This is a genomic window from Kribbella qitaiheensis (assembly GCF_014217565.1).
GTDB classification, from domain to species: domain Bacteria; phylum Actinomycetota; class Actinomycetes; order Propionibacteriales; family Kribbellaceae; genus Kribbella; species Kribbella qitaiheensis_A.
The window spans coordinates 8,014,734-8,030,542 of record NZ_CP043661.1 but is presented as its reverse complement, the minus strand read 5'-3'; the positions used below and the strand labels follow the sequence as shown (position 1 = coordinate 8,030,542).

Here is a 15,809-nt window from a genome sequence, read left to right as displayed (position 1 = left end):
TGGAAGGGTCGGCGCTTTTTGTCCGGAGGGTGGTCTAGCGTCTGGGGTGATCGAAAGCTCGTCCGACTGTTCGGCTTGTTGGGGGGAGGCAGAGGTGAGCGCGACCCGGATCGAGACCACGGCGTACGGCGCGGCCGCGTTGGAGCGGCTGCGTGAGGTCGTGGCGGGCCTGAAGGCCGAGGACCCGATGAAGCCGGTCACCCTGTTGCTGCCCAACAACCTGGCCGGTGTGGCCGCACGGCGTTTTCTGGCCGTCGCCGGCATCGCCGGGCTCTATCTGGCAACGCTGCCCCGCTTGGCCGAACAGCTCGCCTCCGGCCTGCTCGCACCGCGTCGTCCCGCAACCCGCCCGATCGTGGCAGCGACCTGGCGTACTGCGCTGTCGAAGGCGCCCGGGGTCTTCGCGGAGGTCGCCGACCATCCGGCCACGATCCAAGCGCTTGCTGCAGCCCATCGGGAGCTGCGCGATCTGAGCGAGCCGGTCCTTGAGAAAGTGTCCTCAGCCTCAGTTCTCGGCCCCGATCTGATTCGGCTTCATCGCCATGTCACCGGTGAGTTGTCGCCGGATTGGTACGACGAGACCGACTTGCTGGAGACTGCGGCCGCGAGGGCGGCTGAGAATCCTGCAATCGTTGCCGAGCTCGGTGCGCTGGTGCTCTACCTGCCGCAGGAACTGACGCAGGCCGAAGCCGGGTTCGTCGAAGCACTCGGGACGGCCGCAGCCGATCTGACCGTGATCGTCGGACTGACCGACGTGAAGCGCGCCGATCGCGCCGTACGGCGATCGCTGGAGCGGATCGGCATCGATCTGCCGACGTCCATCTCCAAGAACTATCCGGTCGCGACCGAGGTGCTCAACGCCTCCGACGCCGACGACGAGGTCCGCTGCGTCGTGCGAGCCGTGGTCGCCTCCCTCGCCCGTACGCCGGCCCACCGGATCGCGGTGCTCTACTCGGCAGCCACTCCGTATGCCCGGCTGCTGCACGAGCATCTCGCGGCCGCCAAGATCGAGGTCAACGGTCCGGGGACGAGGCCGGTCCACGAGCGAGCGCTGGGTCGGACGTTGCTGGAAGTTCTCGCATTGGTCGACCGCGATCTCCCCCGCGCGGACTTGTTCCGGGCGCTGGCCAACGCTCCGACTCGGGACTTCACCGGCGAACGGATCCCGGTGCCGCAGTGGGAGCGGATGTCGCGGGTCGCCGGAGTGGTTCGCGGTGACGACTGGGACGACCGGCTGGCGCGCTATGCGGAGTCAGAACGTCGTACGGCCGATCAAGAGGCAGCGGCTGAGGATTCCCGGCCCGCCGCAGTACGGCGTGCGCAGTACAACGCGGAGACGGCGGAGCGGCTTCATCAGTTCGCTTCGGAGCTGCGTCGACGGCTTCAGGCGGTCGCGTTGTTCGAGACTTGGTCGGAGCTGGCCGCCGCGGTACTTGAGCTCTTCCAGGATCTGTTGGGAGACACCGATTCGTTGCCGGTCGAGGAGCAATACGCAGCGGTTGCGGTGGAGGGATCTCTGCATGGCTTGTCGACCCTCGACGAGCTCGGTACGCCGGCCGGCCTGACCGTACTGCGCGATGTCCTCGATCTGGAGTTGCAGCAATCGCTGCCGCGAGTGGGCACGTTCGGCACCGGAGTGCTGGTGGCGCCGATGTCCACGAGCATCGGGCTCTCGGTGGACATCGTGTTCGTGGTCGGGTTGTCGGAAGACCTTTATCCGGGGCGGGTTCACGAGGACGCGCTACTCCCCCATCGGGTCCGGGAGGCCGCCGCGCCGGAGCTGGCATCGTTCCGCGACCGGCTGGACGAGAAGCAGCGGCATCTGCTCGCGGCGTTCTCGGCCGGTTCGCAACGGGTCGTCGCGTCGTTCCCGCGTGGCGATCTTCGCCGATCCAGCCGTCGGCTACCGACGCGCTGGTTGCTCGGTACGTTGCGGTCGTTGACCGGCGACCACGCGCTTGCCGCGACCGAGTGGGACCGAGCGGAGTACGGCGATCGGCCGCTCACCTCCGCGTCGTACGCCGGTTCGTTGACCACGGCAGGGATGGCGGCGACGGAGCAGGACTGGCAGGTGCGGGCGTTGTCGGCGGGGCTTGCGTTGCCCGACCAGGTGGTCGAGCGGGCTCGGGTGCTGTTGCGGGCGCGTTCGGGCGACGAGTTCACGCGGTTCGACGGGAATCTGTCGGGGGTGCCCGGCCTGCCGGACTACGCGTCGGAGGATCGGGTTGCCTCGCCGACATTGCTGGAGTCGTATGCGACCTGTCCGCACGCGTACTTCGTCGAACGGTTGCTGCAGGTGGAGCCGCTTGAGTCGCCGGAAGATCTCCTGGTGATCTCGCCTCTGCAGGTGGGGAATCTGATCCACAACAGCCTGGACGCGTTCGTGTCCCGGCTGGCCGGATCGCTGCCTGAGTACGGCGAGGAATGGTCGGCCGAGCAGCGATCGCTGTTGCTGGCGATCGGTGCGGAGCTGGCCGATCGGTTCGAGGCCGAGGGGCTGACCGGGCATCCGCGGTTGTGGCAGCGGGAGCGGCTGCGGATCCTGGGCGATCTGCTGGTGCTGCTTGCCGATGATGATCGCTGGCGGTTCGAGCATGACGCGTCGGTGGTCGCGAGCGAGCTGCGGTTCGGCTTCGATGGGGAGCCGGCGGTTGAGATCCCGATTCCATCGGGGCGGGTGCTGTTGCGGGGCTCGGCGGACAAGGTCGATCTCGGCCGGGACGGCACGATCTACGTCACCGATGTGAAGACCGGTGGCTTCTCGCGGTACGAGGCGATCGAGTCGGATCCGGTGGCGGCCGGGACCAAGTTGCAGCTGCCGGTCTATGCGTATGCGGCGCGCGCTCGGCTGGGCGAAGAGTCGACGCCCGTGGAGGCGGCGTACTGGTTCGTGCGCAAGGGCGGCCGGCGGATTCCGGTGCCGCTGACGGACGAGGTCGAGGCCAGGTACGTGGACACGCTGGAGGTGATCGTGTCGTCGATCGCTTCCGGCCAGTTCCCGGCGAAGGCACCCGAAGTACCGGACTTCCTTTGGGTGCAATGTCCGTACTGCAACCCCGACGGAATCGGCCACAGCGGGGTTCGAACCAGATGGGAACGGAAACGCCAGGATCCAGAGCTGGAACGCTTGGTCCGACTGATCGACCCAGGCGCGCTACCTGCATTCGAGGAGGTGGCCCTCGATGAGTGAGGAGTTGCTGGACGCGGAGGCGCGGGAGCAGATTCGGTCGGACACCGGCGAGACGCTGTTCGTCGAGGCTGGGGCTGGGTCTGGGAAGACGCATGCGTTGGTGGATCGGGTGACGACCTTGGTGCTGCGGGACGGGATCCCGCTGAGCACGGTTGCAGCTGTCACGTTCACCGAGAAGGCGGGTGCGGAGCTGCGGGACCGGCTGCGGGTGGAGTTCGAGAAAGCTCGTCGGGGGCCGTCGCGGCAGCTGGCTGATGCGGCATTGGACGATCTGGATTCGGCGTCGATCGGGACGTTGCACTCGTTCGCGCAACAGCTTCTGCTCGCGCATCCGATCGAAGCCGGGCTGCCACCGCTGATCGACGTACTGGACGAGGTCGGTTCGTCGGTGGCGTTCGAGGAACGCTGGTCGGAGTTGCAGCAGCAGTTGCTGGACGACGACACGATCGCGGAGCCGTTGCTGCTGGCAATGGCCGTCGGGGTCGAACTGAAGCACCTGCGGTCGCTGGCGCGGTTGTTCGGCAACGACTGGGACCTGATCAGCGACCGGGTGCTGGTGGATCCACCCGACCTGGTCGAGATGCCGGATCTGAGCGGGCTGATCGCGGCCGCCGCGCAGATCGGCTCGGTCGCGGTAGATTGCCTGACCGACGAGGACAGGCTGCTACCGAAGGTGCATCGGATCCGCGACCTCGGCCTGATGCTCGACGCGGCGAACGACCAAGAGACCCAGCTGGCGATCCTGCAGAACCTGCGCGGCCTGAAGGTGGGGAAGATCGGTCGCAAGGAGAACTGGCCCGACATCACCAAGACGCGCGGTGACTGCACCGAGGTCGTCGAGGTCGCCGGCTCGCTGGTCGAGCTGCTCCTCGATGCTTGCCTACGGCATCTTTCGCACTGGGTCGCGGTGCGAGTGCTGGAGTCGGCCGAGCTACGCCGCGCCGAGGGCCGGCTGGAGTTCCACGACCTCCTGGTACTGGCCCGCAACCTGCTTCGCCGTGAGACCTCCGTCCGGTCAGCCCTACAGGAGCGCTACCAACGGCTGCTACTCGACGAGTTCCAGGACACCGACCCGATCCAGATCGAACTCGCAGTACGAATCGCAGGCGGCGCGGCAGCGGACGCTCCCGACTGGCGCGACGTCGAAGTACCCCCTGGGCGTCTCTTCGTGGTCGGCGATCCGAAACAGTCGATCTACCGCTTCCGCCGCGCGAACATCGCGACCTACCTGACGGCCCAGGACCTACTCGGCGAGACGGTCGAACTGACCACCAACTTCCGCACAGTCCCCCAGGTCCTCGACTGGGTCAACCACGTCTTCACCACCCTCATCCAGCCCCAGGAAAACGCCCAGCCCGCCTACCAACCCCTAACCCCCCACCGCACCCCCGCCCCCACCACCCGTCACCTAACTTCCACCACCACCACAGCCCTCCCATCAGGCTCGCCGACCTCGACGGCACCGGCAACGCCACCCAAAACCCTCCCGCCAGGCATGCCAACCTCGGCGTCAGCGACGACTCCAGTCCCCGCGGGTGCTTCAAAGGCGCCCGCCGTCGACCACCAGCCGAGTGCAGTAAGCGGTGACCAACTGTCCCTCCTCGGCGACGACGGCACTCCACCCGACACCACACTTGAGCCGGACGCCTCGCCTGATCCCCACGCCTCGCCTGATCTCGACGCCACGCCAGAGCCGCACGTCTCGCTTGAGCGTGTGCCCGACAGCGAGCCTGACCCTGCGCCTGAGGTGCCGGACCTCGCCACTGTTATCCCGCTTCGGCGCGGTTTCGCCGTCTCCGTCCCGAACCTCGCCTCCGACGACCTCGCCCCCACGACAGCGGGCGACCCGTCGATCCCGGGCGGACCCGCGGTCACGGTGCTAGGCGCCCAGCCGCACGACGGTCTCCCCCGCGCCCAAGCCACCGCCCTCCGCGAACACGAGGCGGCCGACGTCGCCGCCGTCGTGGATCGCGCCTTGCGCGAAGGCTGGCAGGTCTACGACGAGAAGGCCGAAACCTGGCGCACCGCCGGCGCCGGCGACATCGCAGTACTGGTTCCCGCCCGAACGTCCCTGCCGTTCCTCGAGGATGCCCTCGACCGCGCCGACATCCCGTACCGCGCCGAGGCCAGCTCACTCGTCTATCAAACCTCCGAGGTCCGCGACCTCCTCGCCTGCGCTCGCGCGCTCGGCGACCCGAGCGACCAACTCGCACTGGTGACAGCCTTGCGTTCACCGCTGTTCGGCTGCGGCGACGACGACCTGTTCGTCTGGAAGCGATCCGGCGGCTCATTCACTCTCACCGCGCCGGTCCCCGACTCACTGCTGACCCACCCGGTCGGCGAAGCGATGGAATGGCTGCGCCGCACGTACTACGCCGCCCGCTGGCTCACCCCGAGCGAGGTACTCGCGAAGATCGTCGCGGACCGCCGCATGCTCGAGGTCGCCGCGACCGGTCCGCGAGCACGCGACGCGTGGCGCCGAGTCCGCTTCGTCGTCGATCAAGCGCGAGCCTGGTCCGAAGTCGAGCACGGCGGCCTCCGGTCGTACCTGGCCTGGGCCGCTCACCAAGGCGAGGAAGCCTCGCGAGTCGCGGAGGCCGTGCTGCCCGAGACCGACGCGGACGCCGTACGAGTGATGACGATCCACGCCGCCAAAGGCCTGGAGTTTCCGATCGTCATCCTGTCCGGCATGACGGCCGCACCGAACAGGCAACGCGGCGTACAGGTGCTGTGGCCACCCGACGGCGGCTACGCGGTCAAGCTCAAAGCGTCGGTGCAGACCGAAGACTTCGATCTGGTTCAACCCGTCGATGAGCAGATGGACGACTACGAGCGTCGACGACTGCTGTACGTCGCGGCGACCCGTGCGCGGGACCACCTCGTCGTCTCGCTCCACCGTTCCGGCAGTCGAAAGCACTCCAGCAACGCCGAGTTGCTGACCAGCGCCGGAGCCGCCGAAGCACCTCACACGACATTCTTCCACGGCCCACCGGTCGAGGTGTCGTCGGACGACGCGCGCGCCTCGGCCGAGGTCGCTCCGCCGGTCAATCGCCAGGAGTGGGAAGCCAAGATCACCGAAGCGCGACAGGCGAGCCGGCGTCGGTCGGCGCAGAGCGCGTCCGGGCTGGAAGGCACCGGCCCGGATGTCGCGTTGCACGGCGCCGACCCTGGTAGCGCCAAGGCCGCGCGCGACATCGAGCTGCCGCCTTGGTCCAAAGGCCGGTACGGCACCGCCATCGGCCGCGCCGTCCACGGCGTACTCCAAGTCGTCGACCTCGCCACCGGCGCCGGCCTCGACGCCGCGGTCGCTGGGCAATGTCTGGCTGAAGGAGTGGTGGAGTACTCCGAGGTCGTCACCGCGCTGGTCCGATCGGCGCTCGGCTCGGACGTCGTACGGCGAGCAGCCGCGCGCGAGCACTGGCGCGAGTCGTACATCGGCACTCTGCAACCCGATGGCACGGTTCTCGAAGGTTTCGTCGACCTGATCTACCGCGAAGACGACGGCACCCTGATCATCGTCGACTACAAAACCGACGCCGTCCCGGCAGCCGCCCTGGACGCCCGAGTCGCCTACTACGCCCCTCAGCTACAGGCGTACACCGACATGCTCCCCAACAGCGGCCGCCCCGTCCTCCTCTTCCTCGCCCCCACCACAGCCGTCTCCCAAACCCTCTAACAAGGGCCTTAGACAATTACTAAATAGGTTGCCGCGCGGGAGCCCCGCAACGCAGGATTCGGGTATGACCACGACCGAAACCGTTCTCCTGTTGAGCTCCGCCGTTCGTACGGTGCGGGTCCAGCAGCAGACCGGCCTGGTGCGGAGGCCAATCCACTCGCGGTCGTGACCGCCGCGCTCGTCGCGGGGCTGCTCGCCGGCTATGGCATCGCCATGCCTGTCGGAGCCGTCGCGACCTACGTAGTAGCTCTCACCGCGCGGACTTCCCTCAAGATCGGCGTGTACGCCGCTCTGGGGGTAGCGACCGCCGACGGCCTGTACGCACTCATCGCAACTCTCGGCGGCTCAGTCATCGCGCCGCTGATCGAACCGATCACCACCCCGCTGAAGTGGATCTCCGCGCTGGTGCTCATCGCGCTGGCCGTACGCAGCGCAGCAACCGCCCTGAACCAACACCGTCGCCTGACATCGTCCAGCCCGACCAAACCGCCACCGACACCGACACCGACCCGGGCGTACTTCGGCCTGCTCGGCATGACCATGCTCAACCCGACCACCGTCATCTACTTCACCGCTCTCGTACTCGGCGCCCGCAGCACCCCGTCCCTCCTCCACCAAACCGTATTCGTCATCGCCGCCTTCATCGCCTCCACCAGCTGGCAACTCCTGCTGGCCGGCGGCGGAGCCCTCCTGGGCCGAGCCCTCACCAGCCCCCACGGCCGCCTCAGCACAGCCCTGGCCTCATCCCTCCTCATCTGCGCCCTCGCAACCCAGCTCCTCCTCACCCACTAGCGCCGCCAGACCCGTACGACGCCGCGCGGCCCGGCGCCGGTGTACGGGGCCAGCCGGACCCGGTGACGCTCTGCGTCCGTACGCCGCCCTCTCGGCCGATCCAGGCCTGACCGGGATCGGAGAACTCGCGGGAACGCAGGCCGGCTACGTCCGGCGCGAGCTCCGCCGACTCGCTCGCAACTTTCAGGGTGGGCTCTGCATCGTCTGAGTGAGGATCACCCGAGGGGAGCGCGACATGCCGGTGAAGGCTTTGCGATCGATCGCGATCGGACTCGGGGCGCTGTTGGTCGGCGCCACGCTCGTCGGCGGGGCGGCTGCGGCTGATCCGGTCGGCACGGTGCTGCTCGATGGGACACCGACCGGCCACGCACGAGTCTTCTCGATGTCCGCGAGCACCGCCGGACTCCTCTACGACACCCGCGGCCTCGACTCCGGGCTCAGCATCACGACGTGGGTCAAACCAACCGGCGCACCCAGCTTCCAGGTCTCCAACAACACCACCGCGATCAGCGGTTCGATGATCTTCTCCCGCGACAACAACGACACCAACACGACGTACCGCACGATCTCGGACCCGACCCTGCACAGCTGCCCGACGGCCGGGCAGCAACGGGCATTCATTCCAACGGGCTGGGTCCGCGCCGACAGCGCCGGCGTCATCCAGCTCGTCACCGCCGGCTCGACCGGCTGCACGATCCGGACCCTGACGACGATCCCGACAGCGCGCTTGCTCACAGCTGACGCGACCGGCTTCCTCGTCGAGGTCACCACCCATGCCGGCAACGGTGGCGTTCACGTACTCGAGTACCACTCCTTCGCCACCCCGGCGACCGCCCGCCTGGTCGACACCGACGATTACGTCTACAACTACACGACCCTGGTGGGCAACGTGATCGCGTGGGTCGAGGGAGCGGGCACCGACGACCCCCTGATCATTCACCGCAGGATCCTGGGACAACCGAGCAGTCAGGACATCCCGGTCGGCCGCGATTGGTTCGTCGGCATGGCCGTCACGAGTACCGCGACGGGATACGTCAACTGCGTGGATTCTGACTGCACCGCAACCACCGTGCCCGCAGCCGGTGGCACCCCAAGCAGGCTGCCGGCGGTACAAACGCTCGCCTCGGACGGAACCGCCTTCTACTTCGTGCGGCTCGGTGTCGACACCACCATCGATCGTGGTCCGTCAGCCGCAGATCCAGCCGCGCTCGAACGCGTGGTCACGCTCCCGCACTATCCGCCCTACGCCAGCGCGATCGCGGTCGACGCGTCGAAGGTTGCCTATATCGACTCGGACGCGCCCGCACCGCAACCGGGCCTGCCGCAGGTCATGCTGCACACCCGGACCTATTCGAAATCTGCAACGACGATCACGCTCGGCCCTTCGGTGAACAAGGGCCCTGCCGCCTGGCAACTCGGCGCCGACGGTGGCCGGCTCCTGCTACGCACCTGGCAAGGTGAGGGCACGGACCGCCTGCTTGTCCGTGCCGACGGTGAGCCCGACCGGCTCGTCTTCGCATCCACGGCGACCGCGACCATCCAGGACGGCACCTTCACCGTCTCCGGGACGCGGGTCTTGTGGACGCGGGCGGAGTTGACCGGAGATCCGTGCGCGCCCGGCTGCCCGCAGTACGGGACCAAATCGGCGATGCTGTACGACCTGCGGACGGGGACCAGTACGCGACTCGGCGATGCCACCACCACAAAATGGGCGCTCTGGGGCTCGTACGTCGTGTGGTCGAACCGCGATGGCTCGATCTACCGCCGCGATCTGTCCAGCAACAAGACCGTCACGGTGAAGGCAGCCGGGTACGGTGTCGGCGCGATCGGCGTCTTCGGTTCGTACGTCGGCTGGTCCGAATGCGTGATCGCCGGCTGCACCAAGGGCATGGTTGCCTTCCGCAACATGGTGACGATGGCCGCGGCCACGCGGGTGGGCACCACGAACGTCGCCGTCCGGATGAAGCTCACCGGCGGCCACGCCGTCTACGGCATCCCGGGCACGTACGGCGGCTCGCCGTCGCTGCTGCGCGAGCTGCGGCTCGGGACCACCGCGATCGGCACCATCGGCACGTACTACGGCGGTGTCGGCCCGAACGCCTTCGACGCCCACGACGAGCTGCTGGCGTGGATCGGCACGGACGGCGTCGCCCGGCTCGCCCCGAACTCCACCTTCGTCGACCCGCCCCGCTACCTCGGCAACGCGCTCGGCTCGTCGACCATCACCCCGAACGGCGACGGCGTCAACGACCGCTGGACCCCCGACTTCCCGTTCAGCAAAGCGCTCCCCACCTGCACGCTGACGATCCGCTCCGGCACCACCGTCGTACGCACCTTCAACTGCGCCAACACCACCGGCCGCGCCGTCCTCTCCTGGGACGCCCGCAACACCGCCGGCGCCCTCGTCCCCAAAGGCACCTACACCTGGACCATGACTGGCTCCACCTCCGACGGCGCCCTCCGCTGGTGGACCGCCTCCACCAGCCCCATCACCAGCACCCTCACCGTCGCCTGACCAAAACCAGAGGAGAAAGAAGGCTGGAGGTAGGCAGGTGGGCCCTGGTTTGTGAAAGGGTGTGACGGAGAGTTTACGGAGCTCCTGGGTTGGATGGGCTGGATGGTTACAGGCTGTGGACAAGTGGGCATGTCACCCTGTGCCGGGGGTCACTCGGCCGTCCCCTACGATGCACCGCATCCGGATGTAGCTCGGATTCGGAGTCGGATCGCCCAATCCGGCTGGCGGGTCTGCCACGAAGAGTGTGAGGGTGTGGCTCATGAACATCGGCAGTAGGAAGATCGTCGTGGACGAGGCAATCGCGCAGCTGCGGCTGTACGCCGAGACGAACGGCGCGGTGCTCAAGTACTACGACGGTCTGCCCGGAATGAATAACATCGGCGGGTCCGACCCGGATCGAATCATGTTGGAGGATCTGGCCCGGACGATGCTGATCGGGTCGGATCTCCGCGCCCTGGACATCGTCTGGCTGCTCGAGGTGGAAGCGGACAAGGAGTTCGCCGCGGTCCCGGTCGACGCGCGACTCGAGGACGCCGCGCCCGGCAGCCCGCTGTTCGAGGCGGCCACCGAGCTCGACGAGAAGTTCTCCGGCCACCGCGGCTTCGGCCACGCGAAGAAGGCCAAGCTGCTGCACCTCAAGCGGCCATATCTCTTCCCCGTCAGCGACAGCTTCATCCGGATGACCTACAGCGACGCCTCCGCCGGCCCCGACTTCCTGGCCGCCGTGCACCGCGACCTGGTCAACCCGGCGAACGTCCGCGACTTCAAGCTGCTCCAGGTCCGCCTGATCGCCGAGCCGGCCACCTCCGCCGCCCGGCTGCTCGCCGAGGCCCCCACCCTCCGCCTCCTCGATATCCTCGCCTCCCTCCTCGGCGAAGCGAAGTAGCGAAGGGCCGCCGCACGCACCGAGCGCTTTGTGCACGAGGTGAGTACTTCTCGCGCGAGAAGTACTCACCTGATGCACGGAGGTGGTGTTACATCACGCCGAGGCGGGCCAGGGGTTCTACTAGTTCGCGCTCTTCGTACGAGAGGTGCGACAGGAGGGTGTCGTCCAGGAGGTCTACGGCGGCTCTGAGACCGTCTATGTCACCTGAGCCGTCCACTAGCGCCACCAAGGCCTTGTCGACGCCCTCCAGGACGTCGTGGATGACCAGGTGCTCTTCCTGGAGGCGGTTGACGACCGGTGTGAGTGCTGGGTCGGCGCGGCGGAGTCGCGGGAACAGGGATGCGTCCTCGATCGAGTGATGCGTGGTGACGAGACGGCAGTACGACTCGCAGTACACGCCGAGCGTCCAGTTGTTCTGCCGCATCGTCATGGTGTTGATGTGCGACCGCGCCGCGCCGACTCCCATGGAGCCCGCGGCCACCTGCTCGACCAGGTCCCTGATCTGCTCGAGCTCAGCTCGCAGATGGTCGTGTACGTCGATCAGGTGCTGCCCTGACGCAAGCTGGTGAGGCGCGTAGCTCCGGCTGGGGTCCAGCGCAGGTCCGGTCGGCCGGTCCGACTCATCCCACGGCTGCACAGCACTACGCCGTACTGCGGGCGCAGGCGTCGCCACCACGCTGAACCCACCCGTACGGGCCGCAGCAGCCGCGCCGCCAGCTGCGGCAGGAGCCGCCGACACAGCAGCACTCACGGTGGCGGCGCCAGTCGCAGCACTCCCGGGCTCCGCAGCAGGTGCCGCCGACGTCGCGGCAGAAGCCGCCGCAGTCGCAGGACCCTCGACGGCCGCAGCCCCGGTCACAGGACGCTCTAGCGCGACAGCGCCTGCGCGCTCGGCTGCTACGGCCTCTCGTACTCCGGCGGCGACGTCGGCGAAGCGGCGGACGTCGTCTGGGTCGTCCGACGCCAGCACGTACGTGCTCATCCCCTCAGTCGCAGTCAGCTCGGCCAACTGCTCGATCCAGTGCGCCTCGGACCCCTGCAGGAACCCACTACCGTTCCCGAACCGCCCCGAGACGTTGTACAGCCGCCGCACCTCAGCCGGCGAGCGTCCAGCCTCCACAGCGGCTTCGTCGATGATCTTGTTCATCTCCGCAAGCACCTCTGGCGGCGTGTACGAACTGCTCGGCAGCCACCCGTCAGCAAGCCGTCCGGTCACCCCAAGCATCCGCGGCTTGTACGCGCCAAGCCAGATCTCGACGTCATGCGAAGGAGCCGGCCCCCGCTTCGCCCCGGCCATCTCGTAGTGCTTGCCCGCCAGACGAATGCCGCCACCCTCAGGCGTCCACACCTCGCGGATGATCGCCAGCGCCTCCTCCAGCGCCTCGACGCTCTCCCCCGCCGTCAGACGCGGCCCCGCGTTGGCCGCGACCGCGTCCCGGAACCCGCCCGCCCCCAGGCCGAGCTCGACCCGGCCGCCAGTGATCAGGTCGAGCGTGGCAACGCTGCGAGCCAGTACTACGGGGTGCCGCAGCGGCAGGTTCGCCACATTCGTCGCGACCTTCACGGTCTGCGTGTGTGAAGCGATGACCGACAGCAGCGTCCACGCGTCCAGCAGCCGCGGCTGGTACGGATGGTCCTGCACAGTGACCAGGTCGAGCCCGACCTGCTCGGTCAGCTGCGCCAGGGCGATGACCCGCTCGGGGTTCTCCACCGCCGGGGTCAGGAACGTGCCGAAGACCAGCTCGTGCCCGTAGTCCGCCATTCATTGCTCCAGATCTTTCGTGCCACGTAATATTGACCTGACGAACAAATTACTTCGTGCCACGAACAATCACAAGCGGAACCGGCACCGACGAGAGGAGGCAGGATGAAGGAGACCCTCGGCGCGGCCAGCGGCCTGGTCCGCCTGACCTTCCTGGTGCAGAACGTGTACGCCGAGGTCGGGCGCGGTTGCGACCTCACTGTCGCCCAGGCCCAGATGCTGTGCGCCCTCACCGAAGAGTCCCTTGGCATGGCAGACCTCTCTGGCGTGCTGGGGCTCGAGCGGTCCAGCCTGACCGGCTTGGTCGACCGCGCCGAGCACCGCGGCCTCGTAGTACGGGAGGGTGATCCGCGCGATCGCCGTGTCGTCAAGGTGACCCTGACCCCGGCCGGAGCCGATGCGGTCCACAAGTTCCACCAGCAACTGACCGTGCGCCTCGAAGGGCTCCTGGAGGACCTCCCCGCCACCGAGCGCGACCGCTTCACCCGCAGCCTCGGCCGCCTCGTCGCCGACGTACCAGCAATCTTCGCGGACTGAACGGCAACGCCAGTGATCCTCGACTCGGTACTGCAGACCATCAGCGACACTCCCTCGTCCAGCTGCAGCAGATCGTGTCGGCGGGCGCCGTACGGGTGCTGGTGAAGCTGGAAGGCGGCAACCCGACCGGCAGCTACAAGGACCGGATGGCGCTGGACCTAGCTGGAGATCTCTACCTCTGACACCAGAGCGAAGGCTTCCTCCAGCGACAACTCACTGCCTCGCGCGTAGGCGGCGTCGAAGCCCGTCACTCGGGCAGTAGCGCGCTCCAAGTCTCCGGCCTCTGCCGCGGTCACTACGTAGTCCTCTGCTGCTCCGACAGTGGCAGCAGCACCCAGTAGGCACGCCGCGAGCTCCGGCTCGTCCACGAGGGCGGCAGCGAGTCCCTCCAGCGCCCAGCACATGGCACGGGTCGACCCGTAGTCCTGTGAGATCCGGAACGCCTCCGCATGCAGCGCCCGAGCCTTCGCGTACGACCCACCCAGCTCGTAGGTGAAGCCGAGCTCGTCCAACACGATCGACAGGTAGAGCACCGGCTGATCCTGCCGGCGCGCAGCATCCACCAAGTCCTGCAGACAGCGCTCCGCTTCATCCAGATCTCCCGAACGCCGTGCCGCGAACCCCAGTACAAGCTCCGTCAGAGCCTGCGCCGCCCTGTGCCCCTGCTCGGTCGCCAACCGCAGCCCCCGTACGCCGTACTCGCGCGCAGCCGCGTAGTCGCCCTGCCGGACAGCGGTCCACCCTAGCCAGCCAAGCTCGGCAGCGACCTCCGGCCACGAGCCCAGCTCCTCCGCCATCCGAAGGCCCTCCGCATGGAGTCGCGTTGCTTCATCGAAGTCACCTGTCAGCTCTGCCTGCGCACCGAGCCAAGCGGTTGCCTGCAGCAAGCCCCACCGGTCGCCGAGCGTCCCGAAGATCGCCGCACTCTCCGAAGCGTCGCTCTCCAAGGCCTTCTGATCAGCACGGACATGTGCGTGCTTCGCCCGAGCCACCAGCACTGCAGCGACTCCCCACTGATCGCCGTCGGCGGTAAAGGACTTCAGCGAGTGCTCCAGCATCTCCAAGCACTTCGCGAGGTCACCCGCATCGCTGCCGGTGAAGGACATCCACCACTCGGCCCGTGCATCCACATCCAGCAAGCAGCGATCCCGTACTGCGGCCGCAGCGGCGTCGCCCTGCAGATACATGAACCCTGACAACCACGCTGCCACCGCAGGGGAATCGGGAACTGCCTCCAGCGAACGCCTCGCCTCGGCGAACCGGCCACGCAGGAACCAGTACCAGCCGAGCGCCTCCACGAGCCGAGTAGCCAACTCGTGGTCGCCATCCGCTACAGCGCCGTCCAGCGCACTCCGGAGGTTGCCGGACTCGTCATCCAATCGCTGAAGCCACAGACGTTGCTCGCCGCCATACAGGTGAGGTCGCGCCAGCTCAGCCAGCTCCACGTAGTACTGGCGATGGCTCAGTCGCGTTTGCTCGAGTTCGCCGGCGTCGCGGAGCTTGGCGACGCAGTACGCGGCTACTGACTCCAGCAGTCGGTAGCGACCACCTGCCTGTACTACTACGAGCGACCGGTCGACGAGACGGATGAGTATGTCGAGTGCGCCGGGTTCCGAGCACACTTGCTCGGCGGCATCCGCAGTACAGCCGTCTGCGTGTACTGCGAGTCGCCGGAGTATGGCCTGCTCCTCAGGAGACAGCAGATCCCAGCTCCAGTCGATCATCGCCATCAACGTCTGCTGGCGAGGCGCAGCTCCTCGGTGACCGGTCGCGAGCAGCCGGAACCGGTCGTCGAGTCGGGCGACCATGCCATCGACACCCAGCGCGCGTACACGAGTCGCTGCAAGCTCCAGGGCGAGCGGGATCCCGTCGAGTCGCCGGCAAAGCACCGAGACGGCAGGAGCGGACTCGGCATCCAACGCGAAGCTTCTGTCCGCAGCAACTGCACGGGCAATGAACAACCGCACCGCACTGAGCTCTGCGAGATTCTCTAGGTCAGCCCCAGCCCCGGGAACCTCTAGCGTCGGCACACTCCACACGGCTTCGCCGGCAAGGCCTAGCGGCTCACGGCTCGTCGCAAGCACCCGCAGGCCAGGTGCAGCTGCCAGCAGCCGGTCAATCAGCGCAGCCGCTTCGTCGATGACGTGCTCGCAGTTGTCCAACACCAACAGCCGCTCCCCCAATGCCGCAGCCAGCCGAGCCACCGCGGGCTCCCCTGCACCACCTGCATCCCGCAGTTCCAGAGCAGCCTGTACTGCGTCAGTGAGCGACCCGGCGACGTCGAGCGCATCCGGTGCTACAGCAGCCAGCTCGACCAGGACCACGCCGTCCGGGAACCTGTCGATCACGCCAGCGGCCGAAGCAAGAGCCAGTCGAGTCTTCCCTACCCCACCTGGACCAGTGAGGGTCAGCAGCCGGTCAGTGGACAAGCGCGACCTGATCTCGTCGACG

At 67.7% G+C, this 15,809-nt stretch carries 8 protein-coding genes; 6 read left to right on the top strand and 2 right to left on the bottom strand.

Annotated elements, in window-relative coordinates:
• Positions 1 to 94: 94 nt before the first annotated feature.
• The 5 genes from F1D05_RS37850 (at position 95) to F1D05_RS37830 (ending at position 11,059) form a co-directional block, all read left to right on the top strand.
• Positions 95 to 3,190: a PD-(D/E)XK nuclease family protein gene (locus tag F1D05_RS37850; RefSeq protein WP_185445007.1), complete on the top strand. Its 3,096-nt coding sequence runs from the start codon at positions 95 to 97 to the stop codon at positions 3,188 to 3,190.
• Positions 3,183 to 6,866, top strand: a complete 3,684-nt coding sequence (locus F1D05_RS37845) for a UvrD-helicase domain-containing protein (RefSeq protein WP_185445006.1) — start codon at positions 3,183 to 3,185, stop codon at positions 6,864 to 6,866. Before F1D05_RS37850 ends, F1D05_RS37845 begins: the two co-directional genes overlap by 8 nt.
• Before the next feature lie 165 nt (positions 6,867 to 7,031).
• Positions 7,032 to 7,658 (top strand): LysE family transporter, encoded by a 627-nt coding sequence (locus F1D05_RS37840; protein ID WP_246486305.1) that lies wholly within the window; start codon positions 7,032 to 7,034, stop codon positions 7,656 to 7,658.
• Between the two features lie 235 nt (positions 7,659 to 7,893).
• Positions 7,894 to 10,173 (top strand): gliding motility-associated C-terminal domain-containing protein, encoded by a 2,280-nt coding sequence (locus F1D05_RS37835; RefSeq protein WP_185445005.1) that lies wholly within the window; start codon positions 7,894 to 7,896, stop codon positions 10,171 to 10,173.
• Between the two features lie 259 nt (positions 10,174 to 10,432).
• The gene (locus F1D05_RS37830) at positions 10,433 to 11,059 is read left to right on the top strand and encodes a DUF6308 family protein (protein ID WP_185445004.1); all 627 of its coding nucleotides are present in this window, start codon (positions 10,433 to 10,435) and stop codon (positions 11,057 to 11,059) included.
• A gap of 88 nt (positions 11,060 to 11,147) precedes the next feature.
• On the opposite strand, the gene F1D05_RS37825 is transcribed toward F1D05_RS37830, so the two are convergent.
• On the bottom strand, positions 11,148 to 12,821 hold the full coding sequence (locus F1D05_RS37825) for an LLM class flavin-dependent oxidoreductase (RefSeq protein WP_185445003.1): 1,674 nt from the start codon (positions 12,819 to 12,821) through the stop codon (positions 11,148 to 11,150).
• Between the two features lie 105 nt (positions 12,822 to 12,926).
• Between F1D05_RS37825 and F1D05_RS37820 the strand changes: the two genes are divergently transcribed.
• Positions 12,927 to 13,358, top strand: a complete 432-nt coding sequence (locus F1D05_RS37820) for a MarR family winged helix-turn-helix transcriptional regulator (RefSeq protein WP_185445002.1) — start codon at positions 12,927 to 12,929, stop codon at positions 13,356 to 13,358.
• Between the two features lie 158 nt (positions 13,359 to 13,516).
• Here the strand turns inward: F1D05_RS37820 and F1D05_RS37815 are convergent, their stop codons facing one another.
• Positions 13,517 to 15,706, bottom strand: coding sequence for an ATP-binding protein (locus F1D05_RS37815; RefSeq protein WP_246486304.1), 2,190 nt, complete (start codon positions 15,704 to 15,706; stop codon positions 13,517 to 13,519).
• Positions 15,707 to 15,809 lie beyond the last annotated feature (103 nt).